Origin of the sequence: Burkholderia sp. HI2500 (assembly GCF_002223055.1) — a bacterium.
Classification (GTDB): Bacteria; Pseudomonadota; Gammaproteobacteria; order Burkholderiales; family Burkholderiaceae; genus Burkholderia.
The window spans coordinates 753887-776555 of record NZ_NKFL01000006.1; the positions used below are offsets into that span (position 1 = coordinate 753887).

21 protein-coding genes are annotated in these 22669 nt (G+C 67.7%); 6 read left to right on the forward strand and 15 right to left on the reverse strand.

Annotated elements, in window-relative coordinates; translation table 11 throughout:
- Positions 1–172: 172 nt before the first annotated feature.
- Together CFB45_RS21160 and CFB45_RS21165 are read right to left on the reverse strand one after the other, a co-directional pair.
- Positions 173–1108 carry an alpha/beta hydrolase gene (locus tag CFB45_RS21160; RefSeq protein WP_089427216.1) on the reverse strand — a complete coding sequence of 312 codons (936 nt, stop codon included), beginning with the start codon at positions 1106–1108 and terminating at the stop codon, positions 173–175.
- Positions 1109–1169: 61 nt separating this feature from the next.
- Complete coding sequence (locus tag CFB45_RS21165; RefSeq protein WP_089429073.1) at positions 1170–2267, reverse strand: OpgC domain-containing protein; 1098 nt, start codon at positions 2265–2267, stop codon at positions 1170–1172.
- Between the two features lie 382 nt (positions 2268–2649).
- Between CFB45_RS21165 and CFB45_RS21170 the strand changes: the two genes are divergently transcribed.
- On the forward strand, positions 2650–3804 hold the full coding sequence (locus CFB45_RS21170) for a porin (protein ID WP_089427217.1): 1155 nt from the start codon (positions 2650–2652) through the stop codon (positions 3802–3804).
- 45 nt (positions 3805–3849) lie between these two features.
- Here the strand turns inward: CFB45_RS21170 and CFB45_RS21175 are convergent, their stop codons facing one another.
- Positions 3850–4761 (reverse strand): LysR family transcriptional regulator, encoded by a 912-nt coding sequence (locus CFB45_RS21175; protein ID WP_089427218.1) that lies wholly within the window; start codon positions 4759–4761, stop codon positions 3850–3852.
- A 141-nt stretch (positions 4762–4902) separates the two neighbouring features.
- On the opposite strand from CFB45_RS21175, the gene CFB45_RS21180 reads away from it, so the two are divergent.
- Positions 4903–5919 (forward strand): aldo/keto reductase, encoded by a 1017-nt coding sequence (locus CFB45_RS21180; protein ID WP_089427219.1) that lies wholly within the window; start codon positions 4903–4905, stop codon positions 5917–5919.
- Between the two features lie 322 nt (positions 5920–6241).
- A complete protein-coding gene (locus CFB45_RS21185) occupies positions 6242–6982 on the forward strand; it encodes a sulfite exporter TauE/SafE family protein (RefSeq protein WP_174972364.1) in 741 nt (246 codons plus the stop codon).
- Between the two features lie 112 nt (positions 6983–7094).
- Here CFB45_RS21185 and CFB45_RS21190 read toward each other — a convergent pair whose 3' ends face one another.
- The 3 genes from CFB45_RS21190 to CFB45_RS21200 all read right to left on the reverse strand — a co-directional run bounded on the left by CFB45_RS21190 (position 7095) and on the right by CFB45_RS21200 (position 11095).
- Positions 7095–9269 (reverse strand): hypothetical protein, encoded by a 2175-nt coding sequence (locus CFB45_RS21190; protein WP_089427221.1) that lies wholly within the window; start codon positions 9267–9269, stop codon positions 7095–7097.
- A gap of 496 nt (positions 9270–9765) precedes the next feature.
- Positions 9766–10152 carry an ester cyclase gene (locus CFB45_RS21195; protein WP_089427222.1) on the reverse strand — a complete coding sequence of 129 codons (387 nt, stop codon included), beginning with the start codon at positions 10150–10152 and terminating at the stop codon, positions 9766–9768.
- Between the two features lie 46 nt (positions 10153–10198).
- Positions 10199–11095 (reverse strand): LysR family transcriptional regulator, encoded by an 897-nt coding sequence (locus tag CFB45_RS21200; protein ID WP_089427223.1) that lies wholly within the window; start codon positions 11093–11095, stop codon positions 10199–10201.
- A 511-nt stretch (positions 11096–11606) separates the two neighbouring features.
- On the opposite strand from CFB45_RS21200, the gene CFB45_RS21205 reads away from it, so the two are divergent.
- The 3 genes from CFB45_RS21205 (at position 11607) to CFB45_RS21215 (ending at position 14556) form a co-directional block, all read left to right on the forward strand.
- Positions 11607–12467: a peptidoglycan DD-metalloendopeptidase family protein gene (locus CFB45_RS21205; RefSeq protein ID WP_089427224.1), complete on the forward strand. Its 861-nt coding sequence runs from the start codon at positions 11607–11609 to the stop codon at positions 12465–12467.
- Between the two features lie 210 nt (positions 12468–12677).
- Positions 12678–13577 carry a class A beta-lactamase gene (gene bla, locus CFB45_RS21210; RefSeq protein ID WP_089427225.1) on the forward strand — a complete coding sequence of 300 codons (900 nt, stop codon included), beginning with the start codon at positions 12678–12680 and terminating at the stop codon, positions 13575–13577.
- 106 nt (positions 13578–13683) lie between these two features.
- Positions 13684–14556 carry a LysR substrate-binding domain-containing protein gene (locus CFB45_RS21215; RefSeq protein ID WP_089427226.1) on the forward strand — a complete coding sequence of 291 codons (873 nt, stop codon included), beginning with the start codon at positions 13684–13686 and terminating at the stop codon, positions 14554–14556.
- Positions 14557–14624: 68 nt separating this feature from the next.
- On the opposite strand, the gene CFB45_RS21220 is transcribed toward CFB45_RS21215, so the two are convergent.
- The 9 genes from CFB45_RS21220 to sapR form a co-directional block, all read right to left on the reverse strand.
- Positions 14625–14960 (reverse strand): type 1 fimbrial protein, encoded by a 336-nt coding sequence (locus CFB45_RS21220; protein ID WP_089427227.1) that lies wholly within the window; start codon positions 14958–14960, stop codon positions 14625–14627.
- Positions 14961–15339: 379 nt separating this feature from the next.
- Positions 15340–15594 carry a GlsB/YeaQ/YmgE family stress response membrane protein gene (locus tag CFB45_RS21225; RefSeq protein ID WP_089427228.1) on the reverse strand — a complete coding sequence of 85 codons (255 nt, stop codon included), beginning with the start codon at positions 15592–15594 and terminating at the stop codon, positions 15340–15342.
- A 128-nt stretch (positions 15595–15722) separates the two neighbouring features.
- Entirely contained in the window at positions 15723–16499 is a 777-nt protein-coding gene (locus CFB45_RS21230) for an ABC transporter ATP-binding protein (RefSeq protein WP_089427229.1), read from the reverse strand.
- Positions 16496–17410, reverse strand: a complete 915-nt coding sequence (locus CFB45_RS21235) for an ABC transporter ATP-binding protein (protein ID WP_089427230.1) — start codon at positions 17408–17410, stop codon at positions 16496–16498. The genes CFB45_RS21230 and CFB45_RS21235 overlap by 4 nt, the downstream gene beginning before the upstream one ends.
- Position 17411: 1 nt before the next feature.
- Positions 17412–18326: a nickel transporter permease gene (gene nikC, locus CFB45_RS21240; protein WP_069251831.1), complete on the reverse strand. Its 915-nt coding sequence runs from the start codon at positions 18324–18326 to the stop codon at positions 17412–17414.
- 66 nt (positions 18327–18392) lie between these two features.
- Positions 18393–19463, reverse strand: a complete 1071-nt coding sequence (locus CFB45_RS21245; RefSeq protein ID WP_089427231.1) for an ABC transporter permease — start codon at positions 19461–19463, stop codon at positions 18393–18395.
- A 10-nt stretch (positions 19464–19473) separates the two neighbouring features.
- A complete protein-coding gene (locus CFB45_RS21250) occupies positions 19474–21075 on the reverse strand; it encodes an ABC transporter substrate-binding protein (protein WP_089427232.1) in 1602 nt (533 codons plus the stop codon).
- 70 nt (positions 21076–21145) lie between these two features.
- Entirely contained in the window at positions 21146–21709 is a 564-nt protein-coding gene (ddpX, locus tag CFB45_RS21255) for a D-alanyl-D-alanine dipeptidase (RefSeq protein WP_089429074.1), read from the reverse strand.
- A gap of 24 nt (positions 21710–21733) precedes the next feature.
- Positions 21734–22615 carry a sap1 transcriptional regulator SapR gene (sapR, locus tag CFB45_RS21260; protein WP_089427233.1) on the reverse strand — a complete coding sequence of 294 codons (882 nt, stop codon included), beginning with the start codon at positions 22613–22615 and terminating at the stop codon, positions 21734–21736.
- Between the last annotated feature and the right edge of the window lie 54 nt (positions 22616–22669).

The window sequence follows — 22669 nt, forward strand, 5'->3', positions numbered from 1 at the left end:
TGCCATCTGGAATCTGGATCAGGGGGCGCGGCGGCAAGCGCAACGAGTGCGCCTTCAGGCGCGACAGGCTCGCCGGGATTGCATGCGCCGGGCATGACGTGGGTCGACGGCCTATGGCCCGCCGATCACCCGCCGGCCTGACGAAAACGGGCGGGGCAACGCCCGCCCGCCGTCACTTCACGCATTCGAGCGCGTACTTCAACCCCTGCCCGAGCAGCCCGCGCCATACATCCCACGTGTGCCCGCCGTCGACGATGCGCAGCTCGGCCGGGTTCTGCGCGCGGCGCAGCTGCGTGTACAGCACGCTCGATTCGGCCTGGATGGTCAGGTCGTCGTCGCCGACCGCGATGAACATCGGGATTCGCCAGCTGCGCGCGAAATAGCCGCGCATCAGCGCCGGGTAGTTGAGCTCGTGCCACACGCGCGGGTCGAACTGCCGGTCGCCGAACACGCCGACGTAGCGCGCGGCGGAATTGAGCGGCGGCTCGTTCGCGTAGATTGCGGGGCTCAGCAGCATCGCGCCGCAGAACAGCCCGGGTTCGAGCAGCGAGAAGCGCAGCGCGCCGAAGCCGCCCATCGACACGCCGCCGATCGCGCGGCCCGCTCGCTGGTTCGACACCGCGAAGTGCGCTTCGACCTCGGGCAGCAGGTCGTTGAGGAACGCGCTCTGCATCTTCTCCTTGCGGTCGACGTACCAGTCGGTGCCGCCCTGCGGCATCACGATCACGACCGGCGGGATCTCGCGGCGCTCGATCAGCGTGTCGGCGGTGGCCTGCAGCCGGCCCTGCGTGACCCAGTCGTTCGCGTTGCCGGCGTTGCCGTGCAGCAGGTACATCACCGGGTAGCGCGCGCCTTCCGGGTTGTAGCCGGGCGGCAGGTAGACCGTGTACGACCAGTCGCGCTTCAGCGACGCCGACCGGAACGTGCGCAGCACGACGCTGCTGCCCGGATTGAGCGCGGGCTCCTGGGCGGCCGACGGGGTCGTCGCGGTCTGGACGGCCGGTGGCGGCGGCGCGGGCGCTGCCGCCGGCGCGGGCGGCGTGGCGCGGGCGGTGGCGATGGAGCCGGCGATCAGGGCGGGGGCGAACGCAAGGGCGAGTCGGCGCATGTCGAATCGTTTCAGGAGAGGCGCCGGCTATCGTAGCAGCGGCGCATGACGGCGCGGCGCGTCATCGCCGCGAACGGAACGGCAGCCGCGCGACGAGCGGCCCGTAGAGTTTGGCGACGAGATACAGCAGGCCCATTGCGACGACGTCGGCAATCAGGCCGAGCTTCACGTCGAGATAGCCTTCGGTCGCCTGGTAGAGCACCGAATCGACCGCGAGCGAGATGGCGGTGCCCGCGACGAAGCACAGCAGCCCCTGCCGGCCGATCGTGCCGATCCACGGCATCGCGTGCGCAACCTTCTTCATCCAGCCGAGGTGGACCAGCTTGGCCGCGAGCCATGCGATCGCGAGGAAGTTCGCGAGCCGCAGTGCGCCGAGGTTCTGCTTGATCGACGGGTCGGTCGGGAACGGCTCGATGCGCAGCCGATAGTACGCGCCGGCCGCGACGATCGCGAGCGCCGCGGCCGTCAGCAGCCAGCCCTGCGGCTTCGGCGCGAGCGTCTGGTAGACGGGCTGGCAGCGCGCGATCACGCCGAGCACGAACAGGAACTGCCATGCGAACGGATTGAAGTCCCACGGCGCGCCTTCGACAGTCGGCAAAAAGCGCGCGGCGTGCGGCGCGGCGTACCACAGCGACCCGCTGAACGCGAGCAGCAGCCACGGCTGCGTGCGCGCGAGCGGCAGCGTGAGCGGGACGAGCAGCGCGAAGAACGCATACATCGGCAGCACTGACGCGAGGTACGGCTGGCGGCGGAACAGCAGGATGTCGCGCAGCGCGGCGAGCGGCTTGTGGAGCAGGCCGTCGAGATCGTTGGTCGGCATGTTCGGGCCGTCGATCGCGAACGCGTTCAGCGCGGCCGTGATCAGCAGCATCAGGCCGGCTGTTACGAGGAACGCACGGTAGATCTCGAACGCGCGCCGGATGAAGCGCTGGCGCGCGGCGGCCTCGTCGTGCCGTTCGGCGAGCGAGTTGTACGCGATCGCGGTGGCGAAGCCGCCGAGGAACACGAAGACCTCGGCCGCGTCGCACAGCGCGTAGGCGTGCAGCGTCACGCGCGACAGGATGCTGCCGCCGATATGGTCGACGACGATGACGAGCAGCACGAGGCCGCGGAAGAAATCGAGCTCGGCGTAGCGGCCGGCCCGGGCCGGTGCGGTCATCGGACCGCCTCCCGGCGCGCGCCGCGGGCGCGGCCGGCACGCGCCGCGCATGAATCGGGGGGAAGCATGACTTCGTGAAGAAATGACGAACGGATGCGCATTGTGCCACCGATGCGGCGCACATCGGGTTTACGCGGATGGTCGGCCGTCGTGCCGCTGCCGATAAGCCGGGTCAGGCAGTCTGCGCAACGGGGCAGTTGGACGAGCGCAACGGTTTGCGCAGGGTTCAGCTACCCCGATGGACGGACGGTTTGCGACGTGACACCATTTTGACCTCACGCGGCCGCACACCGCGTCGTCCGCCCTGCGGGCCACACCTAAAACAGACCAAACATTCGCCGGGCGCTCGACCCTGCCCGGCCCCCGGCTCCGGAGATCCGTCATGAAGAAGCACGTCATTTTTGCCGCCGCGCTAGCCGCTTTCGCCGCGCCGGTCTTCGCCCAGAACAGCGTGACGCTGTACGGTGTGATCGACGAAGGCTTCAATTACACGAACAACGTGAACGTCAATGGGGTCGGAAAAACGAATTACCAGCTGGCGAGCGGCTATGCGCAGGGCAGCCGCTGGGGCCTGAAGGGCAGCGAGGATCTCGGCGGCGGGCTTAAGGCGATCTTCACGCTGGAAAACGGTTTTGACGTGAACAACGGCCGGCTCGGCCAGGGCGGCCGCATGTTCGGCCGCCAGGCGTTCGTCGGGCTGAGCGCGCCGCGCTTCGGCACGCTGACCCTCGGCCGTCAGTACGATTCCGTCGTCGACTATCTCGCGCCGCTCACCGCCAACGGCAACTGGGGCGGCACGCTGTTCTCGCACCCGTTCGACAACGACAACACGGACAACTCGTTCCGCGTCAACAACACGGTCAAGTATGCGAGCGCCGACTGGAACGGCCTGACGTTCGGCGGCACGTACAGCTTCAGCAACAGCACCGGCTTCTCGAACAACCGTCAGTACAGCCTCGGCGCGCAGTATTCGCTGGCCGGGCTGCAGGTCGCGGCTGCGTACCTGCAGGCGAACAACCCCGGCATCGGCAGCGCGGGCGCGATCTCGGCCGACGATGCGAACTTCGTCGCCGACCGCCTGCGGATCTTCGGCGGCGGCGTCAATTACACGTTCGGCCCGGCCACGGTCGGCTTCGTCTACACGAAGACGGACGTGAAGAATCCGGTGTCGACTGTCTACCTGCCGGCGTCGACGTTCGCCGGCCTCGGGCTGACCGCGACGAAGTTCCAGAACTTCGAGATCAACGGCAAGTACCAGCTCACGCCCGATTTCTATCTCGGCGCGCAGTATGTGTACACGGACGGCAAGTACGATGCCGCGGCCGGGACGTTCAAGCCGAAATACCACACGGTCGGCCTGATGGCCGACTACAGCCTGTCGAAGCGCACCGACGTGTACCTGCAGGGCGCGTGGCAGAAGGTGGGCGGCGACAAGACCGGCACGGCGGCCGACGGCGGCTACGTGGTCGGGACGGACGGCCCGTCGGCGTCGTCGAACCAGTTCGCGGTGCGCGCGGCGATCCGCCACAAGTTCTAAAGTTCTGACCGGGCGGCGCCGGGGCGGGTGCGCCGGCGCCTGCCGTCAATCCGCCCGGGGCGTGGCGCCGAGCGTTTCCGCAAGCCAGTCGACGAAGATCCGCACGCGCGGCGCGAGATGCCGGCCGGTCGGAAACACCACCGACACGGGCAGCGGCTCGGCATTCCATTCCGGCAGCACCTCGACCAGCGAGCCGTCGGCGAGCAGCGGCCCGAGCCCTTCGCGCGGCGCCTGGATCAGCCCGAGGCCCGCCAGACAGCACGCGAGATACGCCTGCGAGCTGTTGACCGACACGACGCTGCGCATCTTGACCGCGTGCAGCCGGCCCGAATCCATATCCGCATATTCCCAGTCCAGCTCGCGGCCCGTGCGGCTCGAGAAATAGCCGACCGCGACGTGGTCCGGCAGCTCGTCCGGCGAGCGCGGCGTGCCGTGCCGCTCGAGATACGCGGGCGCCGCGCAATTGATCTGCGCCAGTTCGCCGATGCGCCGTGCGACGAGCGACGTATCGGACATCGCGCCGACCCGCACCGCGCAGTCGATGCCGTCGGCGACGAGGTCGACGAAGCGGTCGGTCGTGCCGATCACGACGCGCAGGTCGGGGTAGCGCGCGTGGAAACCCGGCAGCGCCGGAATCACCTGGTTCAGCGCGAAGCGTTCGGGCAGGTCGACGCGGATCGCGCCGCGCGGCGTCGTGCCGGCGTCCTCGAACAGCGTCTCCGCATCGTCCAGATCGGCCAGCAGCCGCATGCAGCGCTCGTAATAGGTCGCGCCTTCGGCCGTCAGCGCGACGCGCCGCGTCGTGCGCTGCAGCAGGCGGACCTTCAGGTGCTTTTCCAGATACTGGACGGCGTTGCTGACCGTCGGGCGCGGCAGTTGCAACTGCTCGGCCGCTTTCGTGAAGCTGCCGAGATGGGCGACGCGCGCGAAGATGCGCATTGCTTGCAGATGATCCATGCGGGGCGGGTGCGTGGGTGGAGGGGGAGCAGGCTCCATTGTTAATCAGCGTCGAATGGTTTGGTTGAGTGTTTCGCGTTTATCGCGCGCCGCGATGCGCCCAGAATCCGGCCTGTTCATTCATCACTCGAGGAAACGGATATGGAAACGCGTGAACTGGGCCGTACCGGCCCGCGGGTGTCGGCAATTGCGCTCGGCTGCATGGGGATGTCGGACTTCTACGGGCCCGCCGACCGCGACGAAAGCATCGCGACGCTGCACGCGGCGCTCGACCACGGCATCACGATGCTCGACACCGGCGATTTCTACGGGATGGGCGACAACGAGATGCTGATCCGCGACGCGCTGCGCGGCCGGGCCCGCGACCAGGTGCTGATCAGCGTGAAATTCGGTGCGCTGCGCGATCCGGCCGGCGGGTTTGCCGGCTACGACGCGCGGCCGGTGGCGATCCGCAACTTCGTCGCGTACTCGCTGAAACGGCTCGGCACCGACTACATCGACATCTACCGGCCGGCGCGGGTCGATCCGGCCGTGCCGATCGAGGAGACGATCGGTGCGATCGCCGCTCTCGTGAAGGCCGGGTACGTGCGCCATATCGGCCTGTCGGAAGCCGGCGTCGACACGATCCGCCGCGCGGCGGCCGTCGCGCCGATCTCCGACCTGCAGATCGAGTATTCGCTGCTGTCGCGTGGCATCGAGGCCGGGATCCTGCCCGCGTGCCGCGAACTTGGGATCGGTGTCACGGCCTACGGCGTGCTGTCGCGCGGGCTGCTGGGCGGGCGCTGGAGCACTGTGCGGGAAGGCGAGCGCGATTTCCGCGCGGCGAGCCCGCGCTTCCAGGGCGAGAACCTCGCGCACAACCTCGCGCTCGTCGATGCGCTGCGCGCCATCGCCGACGAGAAGGGCAGCAATCCGGCGCAGGTCGCGATCGCGTGGGCGCTGTCGCGCGGCGACGATATCGTGCCGCTGATCGGCGCGCGCAAGCGCACACAACTTCAGGATGCGTTGCAGGCGATTGAGATGCAACTAACGGTCAATGACATCGCTCACATCGAAGCGGCGGTTCCCGCCGGGGCGGCTGCCGGTGAGCGTTATCCGGCCGCACAGATGGCGCACCTCGACAGCGAGCAAGGCCGGGGGGCATCTCACGGGGACTGATCGGCGCGGATCGGCAATGGTTTCGGTGCAGGCTCCGTATTCGGCTCGAATCTGAGGGCTGGGGCTGGGGCTGGGGCTGGGGCTGAGGCTGGGGCTGAGGCCGGGCCGGCAACCCCGATCGCAGTGCATGGCTGGCTTGGCCTGGCCTGACTTGATGCCGGCGGCGCATGTTTCGCCGACGCTGCGGCGCGCCGGCCCATCGGCACAATCGCGCCGCCGCCCCATCCGGCAAGCCCTAGCCAGCCTCAGGCAAAACCAGATGGCGAGCGGCGCGATCGGGGTTCACCATCGGCGCCGTACTCAACCGGACGGAATGCCTTTCATGCAAGTTCATACGCTGACGATCATCGCGGTGGTTTTCCTGCTGGCCGGCGCGGTCAAAGGGATGATCGGGCTTGGGCTGCCGACGATCGCGATGGGGCTGCTGACGCTCGCGATGCCGCCGTCGGCCGCCGCGAGCCTGCTGCTCGTGCCGTCGTTCGTCACCAACGTGTGGCAGCTGTGGCTCGGCCCGTCGTTCGGGCCGCTGCTGTGCCGGCTTTGGCCGTTGCTCGCCGGCCTGACGATCGGCACGCTGACGGGCGGGCTGCCCGCGCTCGCGGCCGGCAGCACCTGGACGCATGCCGCGCTCGGCGTGGTGCTGATCCTCTACGGGCTGTGGGGGCTGGCCGCCGCGCGGTTGCCCGCGCCGGGCCGCCATGAAAAATGGCTGTCGGCCGGGGTCGGCTACCTCACGGGTGTCGTGACGGCCGCGACCGGCGTGTTCGTCGTGCCGGCCGTGCCGTACCTGCAGGCGCTGCGGCTGTCGAAAGACGACCTGATCCAGGCGCTCGGGCTGTCGTTCACCGCATCGACGATCGTGCTCGGCCTGCAGTTGCGCGTGACGGGCGCGCTGGAGACGGTCGATCTCGGCGTGTCGGCGCTCGCGCTCGTGCCGGCGCTGGCGGGCATGGCCGGCGGGCAATATGCTCGGCGTGTGATGAGCGAGAAGGCGTTCAAGCGCTGCTTCTTCGTCGGGCTGATCGCGCTCGGCGCCTATATGGCGGCTTCGGGGTGGCTGTAAGCGGGCATCGCTGACGAGCGCGATGCCCGCTGTCCAATGTCCGTGACGCGCCCGAAGCCGGTTTCGACAACAGCGGGCTTCAGGCGCGTTCACCGGACGTGGGTCACCTCGCTCAGGCCGGGTCGGCGTACTTCAGCGTCCAACCGAACGTGCGGGTCGCGCCCGCGCCGAGGGCAAACGGCTTCGTCGTGCAGGCGAAGTTCGAATGCAGCTGGCCGACCGGCGTCGTCGACAGCGGATTCGTCGTGCCGTTCGCCGTGTCGAAGGCCGACAGCGCGCAGGTGTCGAACCCGGACGCCGCATAGCCGGTCGCGGCGCTGTTCGCGTAGGTCACCGACACGCCGTCGCCGTTCGCCTGCGTCGACGCGAAATCCGCGAACGACGTGAAGTCCGTCTCGACCGACAGGTTGCCGGTGAGCGAGCCCGTGCTCAGCGTGTCGCTGCGGGCGACCGACCCATGCGCGAACGTCAGCACCGTATGCACCTGCAGGTCGAGATCCGTCGTGTACGCCGCATTCTTCGACGCGAGCCGGAACTTCGCGGTATCGAACGACACGATCACCTGGCCGTTGCCTTGCTGAACGTTCAGGTTCTTGTAGTACGTGACGGGAATGTAGGTCTTCCCGTTGTACGACACCTGCGGCACCAGCAGCGCGTAGCCGAGATCGGTCGTGCCGTAGATCAGCTTGTCCGAGAACGGTACCGGATAGTACGGCGTGTAGGAGTTGTAGTCGGGCGCCTGGCTGAGGTTCAGGTTGATCACGCGCCGGCCGTCGCGCACGGTGACGAGCGCCGCACTGTACGGATGCGCGGCGTCACCCGGCTGGTTGTACCAGGTGAGCGTGTAGTGCGGCAGCGCATCGAGCCACGCGTTGTAGTCCGTGTCGGCCATCGGCGCCTTGCCGCCGAAGCCGAGCTTGTTCCACCACGCGTTCACGTACAGGTACTGGTGCAGCAGGCTGAAGTTCTCACCCATCACGCGCGGCTTGCCGCGATACGCGTCCGTGCCGCGGCCCTTGACCCACATGTTCACCGAAGGTGTGGGCAGCGACGGGTCGTACCAGTATGTGTCGAAACGTTGCGCGGCCTGATAGATGAACTTGTATGCAACCTGCTTCTCCTGGTCCGTCAGCACGCCGGCATTGGCCGCGGCCGTCAACACCTCCATGAACGCCGAATCGCCGTACGGGCCGATCGAGCGGCCGTAGTTGAAGCCCTGGCCGTTCGCGTTCAGCTGCGGCAGGATCAGGTCGACCGACTTGCGCAGATAGCCCTTCAACTCGGGCGTGAGGTTCGCCTCGTTGCCCATCTCGAACGTGCGCTCGGTCACTTCGCCGATCAGCAGCGTGCTGTAGCGGTCGAAGCGCGCCTGGTCGTAGTAGGTCGTGTGCGTGTTCGACGCTTCGTCCGAGAACCCGCCCGACGAGTCGTTGCGGATATGGTTCGTGAGCGTGTACAGCAGCGCGTCGCGCGCGCCCATCGTCGCGACCGACGGATCGGTCTTCGATGCAAACGACGGGCTGCTCCAGCCGAGCTTCTGGCGCAGCCCGGCGATGCCGTAGGACACCGCATAGTAGTTCTGTGCGGTGTTGAGCGAGGCGATGTCGATCGGCGCGCCGGCTGCGGGGCACGTATCGGTCTTGCCGCTCGCATCGGGGCCGAACATGTCGCAGAAGGTAAGCCGCCGCTGCAGGGTCGAGAGCATCGCGTCGCTGAAGACTTCGTTGAGCATCCCGTGCGCCTTCAGGTTGTTCAGCGCGACGAGGTAGTAGTACTCGCCCCAGGACGTATTCGCATACGTGTAGTTGCTGCCCGACTGCGCCATCATCGCGGTCGTGATCGTCTGGTACGTCGCGAGGTAGCTGGCGTACTGCGGATCGTTCTTCGACTTCATGTCGATCAGGATGTACGACAGGCCGAGCGCGAGCTTGCCCGGCAGGAATTTGTCGCCGGTGTTCGTGTCGAGCACGTGGACCGGCGTGCCGTCGCCGAGATCCATCACGACCTGCGTGAAGTCGGGCGATTTCCGGATCAGGTCGAACAGTGCGCGCATCTGGCCCATCATCGTGACCGGAATGTTCGCGCCGGCCGGCACGCTGGTGTCGGGCGCGCCGTAGACGAGCGCCTGCAGCGAGTTCGACGCGAGCGTCGGTGTCGTGGACGGGGGCGGCGAAGATGACGACGGTGGCGGCGTGTCGGTCACGTCGTTGCCGCCGCAGGCGCTGACGAACAGGACGGAAAGGGCGCTGAGCGCGGCGCCGAGCGCGAATCTGCTGCGCGGATGCATTGTGTCTCCAGTTTTGAATAGTGATGAAGCACGGGCGGGTGTGGCCGTTGCCGCGCTCGATGCCCGTACCCGGCCGCCGTCTTGCAACCCTGATCCCTGAAGACGGACGGCCTGAATCACTTGTCGAGCGGGCAAGCGTTCTCCCTGCACGGGCCGTGACGGGCGTCGTGCGAAGATATTGGAAAACGTTTTCCAAATTTAGGCAGCCATCGGCGTGATGTCAATGAACTTTCACGTCTGGCGGGGCGGGAAAAACCCGGATGGTGGGAAGGCGGGAGTGAAGGGGGAGAACAAAATGTTGCAGAAATTACCGGGATTTCTTCTTGCTGAGGCAGGGTGCGGCGAAGGATGTCGATGCGGAAATGACGGCAGGAAGGAGTGTCCGCCTATGCCAGCTCGCTGGATTGAGAGAGAAAACGTTATCCATAAGGACCGGGATGAATTCGACGGACATCGGGGCGCGATGGCGACAGGCAGCCACGCCGTTCCGTCGAGCCTAAAGCTGTGCCTCGATCGCGGCCTTGTCGATCACCGACCAGACCTGGCGGATCTTGCCGTCATGAAACTCGTAGAACACGTTCTCGCAGAACGTGACCTTCCGGCCGTCGACGGCGAGCCCCATGAGCGTCCCGCTCGGCGAACAGGCGAAGCGCAGCCGGCAGGCGATGCGCGGCGGCTCGCACACGAGCAGCCGGATGTCGAAACGGAGATCGGGAATGTCGCGGAAGTCCTGTTCCAGCATCGCGCGGTAACCGGCGAGGCCGAGCGGCCGGTCGTTGTGAATCACGTTATCGGAGACGTATTCGCCGAGCGCCGGCCAGTCCTGCCGGTTCAGGCAGTCGATGTACGCGCGGTAGCGGGTTGCAAGATCGGTGTCGGTCATGGCCGTGCCTCCTTGTATCGACGGGATGAGTCGGATGCGGCGCGCGTCACTGCGGCGTGGTTTCGCCGGACAGGAACGCGACGAACTCCCGCGTGTACTTCGGCAGCGCATCGAACGACCGTGCGCACAGCTTCAGCCGACGATGGCTCCACGCATCGGACAGCTCGACGAGCCGCACGTCCATCGTCTGCATCGCGCGCTCGGCCGCATGGCGCGACACGATGCCGATGCCCACGCCGCTCGCGATCACGCGGCAGATCGCATCGAAGCTCTTCAGCTGCACGCGATAGCGGATCCGCTTGCCGAGCGCGCGCGCCTGGTCGGCGAGATGCACCTGCAGCGCGCTGCCGTCGGTGAGGCCGATGAAGTCGGCATCGGCGATCGAGTCGAACGCGACCTTGTCCTGCGACGCGAGCGGATGCGCGGCCGGGACGACGACGATCAGCCAGTCCTCGCGGAACGGCTTCTGTTCGAGCCCGCCGAGCCCGACCGAATCGGCGACGATACCGACCTCGGCCGTCTTGTTGCGGATCGCATGCACGATCTCCTGGCTCGAGCGCTCCTCGACGCTGATCGACAGCTTCGGATGATGCGGCAGGTAGTCGGCCAGCGCATCGGGCAGGTATTCGCTCAGCGACGCCGTGTTGCATAGCAACCGGATATGCCCGCGCAGCCCCTGGCCGTATTGCTGCAGCTCGCCGCGCATGTGGTCGATCTGCTGCAGCACGGTGCGCGCGTGGTGTTCGAGCGCGCGGCCGGCATCGGTGGCCTGCGCACCCGACTTGGTCCGGTGCAGCAGCGGCACGCCGAGCTCGTCCTCCATGCCGCGGATGCGCTCGCTCGCGGCCTGCAGCGTGATGTGGGTCCGCTCGGCGCCGCTCGTGATCGTGCCGGCCTCGCAGATGTTCAGGAAGAGCCGCAGGTCGGTCAGGTCGAAGCGCATGATGGGTGGGGCGATCGTATTGGAATGGCCGATAAGTTAGCAGGGAACCGCGGCCCGGGTCTCAGGCGCAGCTTGAGGCCCGATTCGCCGGTTCCGCATTTTCGGGGCGCGATCGATGGCGGATCATGGCCGCACATCAACCGAGGAGCCTGTCATGCAGATCGATCCGTCGTGGGGCGTGTCGTTCAAGATCGCGTTGCACATGCTGTTCCTGTGCATCGGCATCGCGTGGGCCTGTTCCGAACTCGCCGCGTGGTTGCGTTGAACGTCGCGGCGATCGCCGCCTCGTGCCTATTGAAACCAATCCGTCATAGTTTTCAGAGACGAAAATTCTTCCGCTTTCCTGCAAAAAGACCATCAAGTTTTCCTGAATCGGACCGTATTACCGGTAGCGAATGCCGGCCGGCATCCGGTTCGTGATCGTTTGTCATCATTGTTTGCATCCGGTTACACGTCGGCCGTTCCGTTTTTGAGATGCTTGAAAGATTGTCAAACCGGAGTCGGATCGTCCATGAAAACGCGCGAGATTCACCGCAACGCGGCGTGGCTGCCAGGCCTGGCAGCCGTGCTCGTCATGGCCGGTTGTGCAAGCACGCAGTCCGTTCCGCCGAGCGACACGCTGGCGGGACAGCCTTCGCCGTCGAGCCAGCCTGCCGCTGCGCCGTCGGCTAGCGCACCGCCGCCGGCGCCGATTCTCGTCGCGCAGAAGTACGTCGTGAAGCGCGGCGACACGCTGACGGGCATTGCGTCCGCGAACGGCTGCAGCGTTGCCGACCTGCGCACCTGGAACAAGCTGGGCGCGAACGGCAGGCTGCGCATGGGGCAGGCGCTGCGCATCGTCAAGCAGCAGCCGTTGCCGGCGCCGGGTGCACCCGGCACGCAGGTGGCCGCCTCGTCGGCGTCGGGCAATGGCGCGGCGAGCAACCCGGCAGCTACGCAGACCATCGCGTCGAGCGCGAGCGACCGTCAGGTCGTCAAGGAAACGAAGCGGCATGCGGGCGGCGTCGCGCTCAAGTGGCCCGCGAGCGGCAAGATCGTCGACGGCTTCCGGCCGGGGCAGAACCGCGGCATCCAGATCGCCGGCCGGCCGGGCGACCCGGTCCGCGCCGCGGCCGACGGCCGCGTGATGTACGCGGGCACCGGCCTGAACGACTACGGCAGCCTGATCATCGTCCAGCACAACGCGGATTTCCTGACCGCCTATGCGCACAACCGCAAGCTGCTCGTGAAGACGGGCGACATCGTGCGCCAGGGCGACGAGATCGCCGAGATGGGCGACCTCGACAACTCGCGTGTCGCGCTGCTGTTCGAAGTGCGACGCGACGGCAAGCCGGTCAATCCGATGCCGTACCTGCCTTCGTCGCAAGGGTGAAGCCGGGCCGTTTCGCTGGAACGTCGCGGCGGTCGCTGCTACGCTAGGGTCTGTTCATGCGAGTCCCGCGCTTCGCGGGGCCGACGGTCGTCTTTCGGGGAAGCGCGGCGAATGCCGTCGCGGGCCGGCCGTCGGCGTGAACGGGCACGCTTCTTCAACGCGTGCCCGAGCTGCTTCGTGCCACCGATTCCGACAGAACCCACGACATTCATGGAACACTCTCCGACACGCCGCTCGCTGTTGCTTGCCGCCGTTGCCGCGCCGTTCGTCGCCGCGTGCACGTCCGCGCCGGTCGCCGACCAGGGGCGCGCCCACACCGCCCAGGCTGAATTGACCGCGCTCGAGAAGGCCTCGAATGGCCGGCTCGGCGTCGCCGCGCTCGATACGTCGAACGGCGTGCGCATCGCGCACCATGCGCGCGAGCGCTTCCCGCTGTGCGGCACGTACGCGGTCGCTGCGGCGGCCGCGATACTCGCGCGCGGCTCGCTCGACGCGTCGCTGCTGCCGCGCCGCATCCTGTACCGTCGCTATGAAATCGTTGCGGGCTCGCCGATCACGGAAAGCCACGTCGACACGGGCATGACGATCGAGCAGCTGTGCGCGGCGATGCTGCAGTCCGGCGACAAGGGCGCCGGCAACCTGCTGATGGGCGTGCTCGGCGGCCCGCAGGCCGTCACGGCGTTCGTGCGCGCGAGCGGTGACACGTCGTTCCGCCTCGATCACTGGGAACCCGAACTGAACAACGCCGCGCCCGGCGACGAACGCGACACGTCGACGCCGGTCGAGATGGTCGACACGCTGCAGCGGCTGCTGCTCGGCGACACGCTGCAGGAGCCGCAGCGCGCGCGACTGACGGAATGGATGGTAGGCGGCGCGCGCGGCGCGACCGGCATCGCGGCAGGCGTGCCGCCCGGCTGGCGCATCGCCGACAAGGCCGGCACGGGCGGTTACGGCACGACGACCGACGTCGCCGTGCTGTGGCCGCCGTCGCGTGCGCCGATCGTGATGGCCGTGTCGTTCACGCAGCCGCAGGCCGCCGCGGCGGCCCGCGCGGACGTCGTCGCGTCGGCGGCGCGCATCGTGGCGGGCGCGCTCACCGCGACGGCCTGAGCGTCCCGCGCCTCGCGCAAAGCCGGCGTTTGGCTTATCGTGTCGGACAGTGCGCGCCGGGGTCGGCGCGCGGTCCTTCCGCGCCGTTTTTCCGTTTGCCTTCTTCATGCGCCGACTTCCGCCCCTGCACGCGCTGCAGATCTTCTCGACGGTGGCCCGCCACCGCAGCTTCACGCGCGCGGCCGAGCAGCTGTGCATCACGCAGGGCGCGGTAAGCCGGCAGATCCAGACGCTCGAGGCGCATTACGGTTTCCCGTTGTTCAAGCGGCATGCGAAGGGCCTCACGCTGACGGCGGAGGGCGAGCAGTTGCTGCCGGTGGTCAACGAGAGCTTCGCGCGGATCGAGGACATTTCGATGCGGCTCACGCGGCAGCGCACGGATCTCGCGCTGAAGGTGCCGACCTGCGTGATGCGCTGGATGTTGCCGCGCATCATGCGCTTCCAGGGCGAGCATCCCGATCTCCATGTGCAGATCACCACCGCGTGGCAGCACGTCGTCGATTTCTCGACCGAGCCGTTCGATGCGGCCGTTGTCTACGGCACGTCGCCGGGCGCCGGCGTGTTCGCGCTGCCGCTGTTCGACGAGCGGCTGACACCCGTCTGCGCGCCCGAATTGCGGCAGACGTCGCCGCTCGATGCGGTCGGCGATCTCGCGCGCCATACGTTGCTGCATCCGACGCGTGACCACCGCGACTGGCGCGCGTGGCTCGATCACGCCGGCGAGCGCAGCGTCGATCCCGCGCGCGGGCCGACGTTCGACACGCTCGATCTCGCGACGAACGCGGCGATGCAGGGCTTCGGCGTCGCGATCGGCGACGTGACGCTCGTCGACGACGACGTCAGCGCGCGCCGGCTGGAGCGCCCGTTCGACATCGTGCTCGAGACGGGCGCGCGCTATTTCTTCGTCTATCCCGAGAACATCGGCAACCAGCAGAAGATCCGCGCGTTCAGCGACTGGATCGCGCGCCATCGCGATTGACCGGCGATCACGCAGGTACGCCGAACGGCGCGCGGAATCCGTTGGATCCCGCGCGCCGGCTGACGGCTTTACTGGTACGTCACGACGGCGATCATCGGCGCCTGGTTGTGGCCCGGACGGTTCGGTAAAACGATTGCGCGCGAGGCCTGAGTAAAGGTCGTGGTCTTGATGGCCTGCTGGCTCGCCGCGTCGACGAACGCGATCTGGCCGTAGGCCGGGCGCGGACAATCGGGGCGCACGTGCCCACGGGCGACATCGGCCGTATCGACCGCGAACGAGCAGGGCGGCTCGACGATCATGCCGGAGAAGGTGATGACGCCGGACGCGCCGGCGGCGAAGGACGAGGAAGTGGCCAGAAGCGCAGCAGCCAGGACGAACGAGGCGGCGATAGGGCGGTGCTTCATGACAGGCTCCAGAGAGGAAGCGCGTCGCAGCGGGGCCGCTCGGGTGGCAGTCCGTCTAACGCTGCGATGCTGTATGCGTAAACGGCAAAACCATCGAAACTCTTGAGTGGAAAATTACCAATTTGGGATAGGAGCAAACGATTTCGTATTGCTGAATTCAATCTATGCCTGATTTGCGAGATATCAAATCAGGGTAATGCCGGTGGTGTAGGCTCGACCGGAACGCGGAAGTCCGATGCCGGTCGTCACGACGGGTCGTTGCGAAGTCAACGAGTTTGCGGATCGTGGAAGCGGTGCACAGGTGAATATCGGCGATCCAAAAGAAAACGGCCGCTCGTTTCCGAGCGGCCGTTTTGCGTTGAAGCGGAACGTGCGTCGTTCAGGCCGTGCGCTTGCGTACCGCGCCGACGACCACGAGCAGCACGATCGCGCCGATGATCGACGCGATCCAGCCCGCGCCCTGGCCCGGTGCGTACCAGCCGGCGGCGCGGCCGACGTAGCCGGCGACCAGCGAGCCGACAACGCCGAGCACGATGGTCATCAGGATGCCCATCTTGTCGTCGCCGGGCTTGAGCGCGCGGGCGAGGAGGCCGACGATGAGCCCGACGACCAGGGTTTCGATGAATTGCAGCATGAACGCCTCCCTATTGCGGATGAGCTGTTGACGAAAGAAAGTTGACCCGTGCAGCGCACAAGGGTTCCATGCGCGGCAGGCCGCCGCGTGGCGTGCCGAGTATCGCATGCCGGCACGGCGCGCAGATGTCAGGCCGCCGGCGCGCCCGCCACCGGGTCGAGACGGCGGTAGCCTTCGGTCGCGTTCAGCAGCGTGCGCGTGTAGTCGCGCGCCACCTGCCCGGCGCGCACGTCCTCGATCCGGAGTTGCTCGACGATCTGGCCATGCTGCATCACCGCGACGCGCTGGCACAGGAAGCCGACCACCGCGAGGTTGTGGCTGACGAGGATCATCGTCAGGTTGCGTTCGAGATGCAGGCGGCGCAACAGGTTCAGGATCTCCGCCTGCACCGATACGTCGAGCGCGGACGTCGGCTCGTCGAGCAGCAGCACGCGCGGCTCGACGATCAGCGCGCGCGCGATTGCGACGCGCTGCCGCTGGCCGCCCGACAGCTGGTGCGGATAGCGGAACCGGAACGCGGGGCCGAGGCCGACCTCGGACAGCGCGCGGGCGATGCGTGCATCGGCGTCGCCGATGCCATGGATCGACAGCGGCTCGCGCAGCGTCTGGTCGACCGTGAAGCGCGGATGCAGCGACGCATACGGATCCTGAAACACCATCTGCACGTGACGGCGAAAGGCGCGATCGGGCGTGCCGCCCACCGGCCGGCCGTCGATCGACAGGCTGCCGGACGCGAGGGGCACGAGGCCCGTCAGCGCGCGCAGCAGCGTCGACTTGCCGGAACCCGATTCGCCGACGAGCCCGAACACCTCGCCGTCGCGCACCGCGAAGCTCGCGTTGCGCACGGCGTCGACGTGACCCGTGCGGGTCGGGAAACGGATCGATGCGTGATCGACGTCGATCATCGTGCGGCCTCCTGTCGATCGGCGGGCGTGCCGGCAGGCGACGCGGGCTCGAGCCACGCCGGATCGCGCCGCAGCACGGGCAGTTCGTCCGGCGGGTTCGCGAGCGGCGGGTTCGCCGCGAGCAGCCCGCGCGTATAGGGATGGGATGCGTCGCGCAGGTCGCGCGCGGCGCAGGTTTCGACCACGCGGCCCGCGTACATCACCGCGACGCGATCGCAGAACGACATCACGAGCGGCAGGTCGTGGCTGATGAACATCAGGCCCGTGTCGTGTCGCGCGATCATCGCGTCGAGCACGGCGAGCACCTGCATCGACACGGCGACGTCGAGCGCGGACGTCGGCTCGTCGGCGATCAGCAGGCGCGGGCCGGTCGACACCATCATCGCGATCATCACGCGCTGGCCCATGCCGCCCGACAACTCGTGCGGATACGCATCGGCGACGCGTGCGGGGTCGCGGATCTGCACGGCCGCGAGCGCGTCGACGATCCGTTCGCGCAGCGCGCGACCGCGCAGGCCCGGCTCGTGCAGCCGGAACGCCTCGCCCATCTGCTTCGCGACCGTCATCACCGGGTTCAGCGAATATTTCGGGTCCTGCAGGATCATGCCCATCTGGCTGCCGCACAGCCGCCGGCGTTCGCCCGGCGGCATCGCGAGCAGGTCGTGGCCCGCGAAGCGCATCGTGCGGGCCGACCAGCGCGCGGCATCGGGCAGCAGGCCGAGCAGCGCGCGGCCCGTCAGCGACTTGCCGGAGCCCGATTCACCGACGATGCCGAGCCGTTCGCCGGGCGCGAGCGTCAGCGACAGGTCGCGCACGGCGTCGGTGACGGTGCCGTCGTGGCCGCGAAAGCCGATCTTCAGGCCGTCGATCTCGCAGAGCGGCGCGGGCGAGGGGGCGGGATTCATCGGCATGTCACGCTCCATGGCGGGGATCGAAGACGTCGCGCAGCCCGTCGCCGAGCAGGTTGAACGCGAGGCTCACGAGCAGGATCGCGCAGCCGGGCAGCGTCGCGACCCACCACGCGTCGAGCAGCACGTTGCGGCCCGACGCGACCATGAAGCCCCACTCGGGGCTCGGCGGCTGCGCGCCGAGGCCGAGGAAGCCGAGGCCCGCGACGGTCAGGATGATGCCGGCCATGTCGAGCGTCGCGCGCACGATCACCGACGACATGCACAGCGGCATGATGTAGCGCAGCAGGATGCGCGGGCCCGACGCACCCTGCAGGCGCGCGGCGTGGATGAAGTCGGCCTGCGCGATGCGGATCGTCTCCGCCCGCGCGAGCCGCGCATACGCGGGCCACGCGGTGATCGAGATCGCGACGACCGCGTTGATCACGCCCGGCCCGAGCGCGGCGGCGAACGCGAGCGCGAGCACGATTTTCGGGAACGCGAGCGCGATGTCGGTGATGCGCATCAGCACGCTGTCGACGAAGCCGCCGCAATAGCCGGCCGTCGTGCCGATCAGGAGGCCGATCGGCACGACGATCACGACGACGAGGATGGCGATGCCGAGCGTGAGGCGCGAACCGGCAATCAGCCGCGAAAGGATGTCGCGGCCGAGCTGGTCGGTGCCGAGCCAGTGCGACGGCGAGCCGGGCGGCAGCAGCCGGTCGGACAGCACCTGGCGCAGCGGATCGTGCGGCATGATCAGCGGGCCGACGATCGCGACGACGATCAGCGCGACGAGGATCGCGAGCCCGAACAGGTTGAGCGGATTCGCGGCGAAACGACGCCAGCGCCGGTACGCGAGGCCGAGTGCGGCCTGCGAGCGCGATGCGGGCGCGTCGGAGAGCAGCCACGCACGCAGGGTGAGACGCTCGGCATTCATGACTGGACGACCTTCGGCATGGGCGATGAAAGAAGCAGGGGGGAAGCGGTCATGTCGGGTCGGCCCTCAGCGCGCACGCGGATCGAACACGCGGTACAGCGCGTCGGTCAGCAGGTTGACGATGATGAACATCGCGCCGATCACGAGCGTCGCGCCGAGCACCGCGTTCATGTCGGCGTTCAGCAGCGCGCCGGTCAGGTACGAGCCGAGCCCGGGCCACGCGAACACGATCTCGGTCAGCACCGAGCCTTCGAGCAGGTTGCTGTACGTGAGCGCGATCACGGTGAGCAGCGGCACCATGATGTTGCCGAACGCATGCCGCCAGATCACGCGCCGCTCCGACAAGCCCTTCGCGCGCGCGGTGACGATGTATTCCTGGCTCAACTGGTCGAGCATGAACGAGCGCGTCATCCGGCTCAGGTACGCGACCGAGTAGTAGCCGAGGATCGCGGCCGGCAGCGCGATGTGCGACACCGCGTTGCGGAACACGTCCCACTCGCCCGCGAGCGCCGCGTCGATCAGCAGGCTGCCGGTGCGCGTGTCGACCATCCCGTCGTACACGGGATCGAGCCGGCCGGGCCCGCCGACCCAGTGCAGCCGCGCGTAGAACAGCAGCAGCCCCATCAGCCCGAGCCAGAACACCGGCACCGAATTGCCGATCAGCCCGACGAAGCGCGCGACGTGGTCGATCGGCCGGTTGTGCTTCACGGCGGCCGCGACGCCGAGCCGCACGCCGATCGCGATGCCGATCAGCGTCGCGATCGTCGCCAGTTCGAGCGTGGCCGGGAACACGCGCCTGATGTCGTCGAGCACGGGGTTCGCGGTCAGCAGCGACATGCCGAGATTGCCGTGCAGCACGTCGCGCGCATAGATCAGGAATTGCGTGGCGAGCGGCTTGTCGAGGCCGAGCGCGATGCGCTCGGCCGCATACGCGTCGGCCGACGCGCGATCGCCGAGGATCGCGAGCACGGGGTCGATCGGCACCTTGCGGCCGATCACGAACGTCAGCGCGAGCAGCCCCGCGAACGTGACGGCGAGCGTGAGCGCCCAGCGCAGCACGCGCAGGGCCCAGCGCACGGCCGGGCGCCGCGCGGGCAGCGTGCGCAGTGCTTCGAGGGAGGAGGCGGGTGTCGACATGCGGCGAATCTTATTGCTTCTTCAGGTTGCGGTACGACACGAGATCGTTGATCGGCCCGACGTCGAGCCCGCTCACGCCGGGCCGCGTCGCGACCTGCGCGACTTTCTCGAACATGATCACGAACGGCGAGCGCGCGAGCATCTCCTTCTGCATCGCCTGATACCGTTGCGCGCGTTTCGCGGCGGTCGGTTCGGCGAGCGCGGTGTCGGTCTCCTTCGTCAGTTGCGGAATGTCCCAGCTGTTGCGCCAGGCCAGCATTTTATAGCTCGACTTGTCGGAATTGTCCGGGTTCCATGCAAAACCCTGCGCGTTGCTGTGCGGGTCGATGTAGTCGGCCGACCATTCGCCGATGTAGATGTCGTGCTGGCGCGCGCGGTATTTCGCGAGCGTCTGCTTGTTGTCGCCGGGGATCAGCTGCACCTTGATGCCGGCCTGCGCGAAGTTCGCCTGCACGGCCTGCGCGATTTCGGTGTACGGATAGTCGTTGCGCACGTCCATCGTCACCGAAAAGCCGTTCGGCACGCCGGCCTTCGCGAGCAGCGCCTTCGCCTTCACGACGTCGAGCTTGTACGGGTTCGCGTTCAGCGTGCCGAGGAAGCCTTCGGGCAGGAAGGTCTGGTGCACCTTGTAGGTCGTCTTCACCACGTTGCCCTGGATGCCCGCATAGTCGACCAGCCATTTCAGCGCTTCCTGTACCTCCGGTTTCGCGAGCGTCGGGTTCTTCGTGTTCAGGCCGAGATACAGCAGCGTCGCCTGCGGCGAGGCCGACACCTTCGCCTTGCCGGATTTCACGACTGACGCCAGATCGTCAGGGCTCAGGTCGCGCGCCGCGTCGACGTCGCCGTTTTCCAACAGCAGGCGCTGGCTTGCCGCTTCGGGCACATGGCGCAGCACGATGCGCTTCATCGCGAGCGGCAGACGGTAGCCATCGAAGCGTTGCAGCACGACGCTGTCGCCGGCCGTCCATTTCACGAGCTTGTAGCCGCCGGAGCCGGCTTCGTTGGTCTTCAGCCAGGCGTTGCCGAAATCGTTGCCCTGCTGGTGCGACAGCAGCAGCTTCTTGTCGACCACCGATGCAGGCCACGAGCCGAGCACGTTCAGCACGAAGGTCGGGGCGTACTTCTGGTCGGTCGTGACCGATACCGTCAGGTCGTCGAGCTTCTTCACGTTGGCGACGACGTTCGCCTTCGTGAGCCCGATGCCGGTCAGCACGGCGGCCGGCCCCTTGTCGAGCAGCACCGCGCGCTGGATCGACCAGGCGACGTCGTCGGCCGTCAGCGGGTTGCCCGAGTGGAACTTGAGGCCGGGGCGCAGCTTGAACGTGTAGGTCAGCCCGTCGGTGCTCACCGTCCACGACTGCGCGACGTCGCCGTTGAATTTCGACGGATCGCGCAGATCGACGCGCACGAGCCGGTCGTACGTGTTCGCGACGTATTCCTCGGGCACCAGCTCGTAGATCTCGCCCGGGTCCAGCGTCGTGAATTCGTCGAGCAGCGTGGCCATCACGAACATGTCCTTCGGCGTTTCCGCGCGCGCGGCGGAAAGCGGAACGGCGGCGAGAACGGACGCGGCGGCCAGCGCCGCGACGAGCCGGGATGTCAGCAATTTCATGTGCGCTCCATCTGTCGTTGAGATCGTTGAAGTCGTCGAACGTGAACGGTGAGGGAAATACGTCGGGCCATCACATCAGGTGCCACGAGCCGCTGTCGGCATTGTCGATCTGCGGCAGCGCGTGCGAGCCCGGCAATTCGTAGTGCCACCACTCGCTGTCGATGTGCGCGAAGCCGGCCGCGTGCATCACGCCGAGCAGCAGCAGGCGGTTGCGCTGAACGGCTTCGGGCAGCCCCGCGTGGAAGTGACCGGAGGCGGCGACCATCTCGTCGAAGCCGGTGCCCATGTCGAGCGGCTCGCCGTCCGCGCCGACGAGCGTCAGGTCGAGCGCGGTGCCGCGGCTGTGATTCGAGCCGCGGCCGAGATCGGCGATGAAGTTCGGATCGGGCAGGAAATCCCACAGCACCTGCTGCGCTTGCGGCGGCCGGTACGCGTCGTAGATGCGCAGCGTGAAGCCGGCTTGCGCCGCGATGGTCACCGCGCGGCGCAGCGCGGCTTCGGCCGGCGCCAGCAGCAGGCAATGCGCGCGGCGGTAGATCGGCTTGCCGGTCAGGTTGCGGTCGGTCGCGTAGACGAGATCGATGTCGACGCGATGCGTGGCGGACGTGATTTCAACGAGGCGGTGAGCGTTCATCGGCGGTTCGGAAGGCACTCGCATTCAGGATTCGAATTGATCGAACGTGCGCTGCAGTTCGCGGTTGCGCGCGACGCGCCGGTCGATCGCGGGGCCGAGGCGGTCGACCACGGCCGTGATCAGCAGGTTGAACAGGCAGGTGAGCGGCGCGAGCGAATCCCAGAACTGGCCGACGTCGGTCTTCACCTGCAGCAGGTCGGCCGGCCAGTCGCGCGCCCACGGGCACGAGAGATCGGTGACCAGCGCGAACGGCTGCCCGCGCTCGGCGGCCGCCTGGCAATAGCGGCGCGCGCTGCGCGAATACGCGCGTGTATCGGTGACGATGCAGTACGGCCGCTCGAATTCGGAGTTCAGCGAATCGACGTACGAGCCCGACTGGCCGTCCGAATAGAACACGCGCGGGCGCAGGTATTCGAGGTAGCTGCTGAATGCGTTGCTGATCCCGCGCGTCGACTGGATGCCGAGGATGAACACGGCGTCCGCCTGCGCGATCCGGTCGGCCACCTGCGCGAACACCGGGCCTTCGGCGAGCCGGTACACGTGGCGGATCGCATCGAGCTCGCGCTCGAGCGACGACGCGAGCGGCCCCTCGCGGCCGTTCTCGTGGGGTTCGGCCGCATGCGTGCCGGCGACGCGGCGGTATTCGTCGAGCCGGTCGGTGATCATCCACGGGCGGTCGCCGCCGCCGCGCAGTTCGCGCTTCAGGTCGTCGAGGTTGCGGTAGCCGACGCTGCGCAGGAATCGCCCGACCGAGATGCCGCTGGTGCCGGCCTGCTGCGCGATCTGGTCGGCCGTCTCGAGCCCGAGCCGGTCGAGGTTCGCGAGCATGTAGCTCGCGATGCGCTTGGCGGTCGGCGTCAGCTCGGCATAGCGGGATTCGACGGTTCGGGCAAACGCGCAGGTCATCGGCTGTTAGATTGTTGTCGTCTGGTGATCGAATGTCATCCATCTAACAAAGCC

Bases quoted from the DNA above. Each gene is read 5' to 3' on its own strand.
- CFB45_RS21160 (WP_089427216.1), bottom strand. From the start codon at position 1,108: ATGCGCCGACTCGCCCTTGCGTTCGCCCCCGCCCTGATCGCCGGCTCC.
- CFB45_RS21165 (WP_089429073.1), bottom strand. From the start codon at position 2,267: ATGACCGCACCGGCCCGGGCCGGCCGCTACGCCGAGCTCGATTTCTTC.
- CFB45_RS21170 (WP_089427217.1), top strand. From the start codon at position 2,650: ATGAAGAAGCACGTCATTTTTGCCGCCGCGCTAGCCGCTTTCGCCGCG.
- CFB45_RS21175 (WP_089427218.1), bottom strand. From the start codon at position 4,761: ATGGATCATCTGCAAGCAATGCGCATCTTCGCGCGCGTCGCCCATCTC.
- CFB45_RS21180 (WP_089427219.1), top strand. From the start codon at position 4,903: ATGGAAACGCGTGAACTGGGCCGTACCGGCCCGCGGGTGTCGGCAATT.
- CFB45_RS21185 (WP_174972364.1), top strand. From the start codon at position 6,242: ATGCAAGTTCATACGCTGACGATCATCGCGGTGGTTTTCCTGCTGGCC.
- CFB45_RS21190 (WP_089427221.1), bottom strand. From the start codon at position 9,269: ATGCATCCGCGCAGCAGATTCGCGCTCGGCGCCGCGCTCAGCGCCCTT.
- CFB45_RS21195 (WP_089427222.1), bottom strand. From the start codon at position 10,152: ATGACCGACACCGATCTTGCAACCCGCTACCGCGCGTACATCGACTGC.
- CFB45_RS21200 (WP_089427223.1), bottom strand. From the start codon at position 11,095: ATGCGCTTCGACCTGACCGACCTGCGGCTCTTCCTGAACATCTGCGAG.
- CFB45_RS21205 (WP_089427224.1), top strand. From the start codon at position 11,607: ATGAAAACGCGCGAGATTCACCGCAACGCGGCGTGGCTGCCAGGCCTG.
- bla (WP_089427225.1), top strand. From the start codon at position 12,678: ATGGAACACTCTCCGACACGCCGCTCGCTGTTGCTTGCCGCCGTTGCC.
- CFB45_RS21215 (WP_089427226.1), top strand. From the start codon at position 13,684: ATGCGCCGACTTCCGCCCCTGCACGCGCTGCAGATCTTCTCGACGGTG.
- CFB45_RS21220 (WP_089427227.1), bottom strand. From the start codon at position 14,960: ATGAAGCACCGCCCTATCGCCGCCTCGTTCGTCCTGGCTGCTGCGCTT.
- CFB45_RS21225 (WP_089427228.1), bottom strand. From the start codon at position 15,594: ATGCTGCAATTCATCGAAACCCTGGTCGTCGGGCTCATCGTCGGCCTC.
- CFB45_RS21230 (WP_089427229.1), bottom strand. From the start codon at position 16,499: ATGATCGACGTCGATCACGCATCGATCCGTTTCCCGACCCGCACGGGT.
- CFB45_RS21235 (WP_089427230.1), bottom strand. From the start codon at position 17,410: ATGCCGATGAATCCCGCCCCCTCGCCCGCGCCGCTCTGCGAGATCGAC.
- nikC (WP_069251831.1), bottom strand. From the start codon at position 18,326: ATGAATGCCGAGCGTCTCACCCTGCGTGCGTGGCTGCTCTCCGACGCG.
- CFB45_RS21245 (WP_089427231.1), bottom strand. From the start codon at position 19,463: ATGTCGACACCCGCCTCCTCCCTCGAAGCACTGCGCACGCTGCCCGCG.
- CFB45_RS21250 (WP_089427232.1), bottom strand. From the start codon at position 21,075: ATGAAATTGCTGACATCCCGGCTCGTCGCGGCGCTGGCCGCCGCGTCC.
- ddpX (WP_089429074.1), bottom strand. From the start codon at position 21,709: ATGAACGCTCACCGCCTCGTTGAAATCACGTCCGCCACGCATCGCGTC.
- sapR (WP_089427233.1), bottom strand. From the start codon at position 22,615: ATGACCTGCGCGTTTGCCCGAACCGTCGAATCCCGCTATGCCGAGCTG.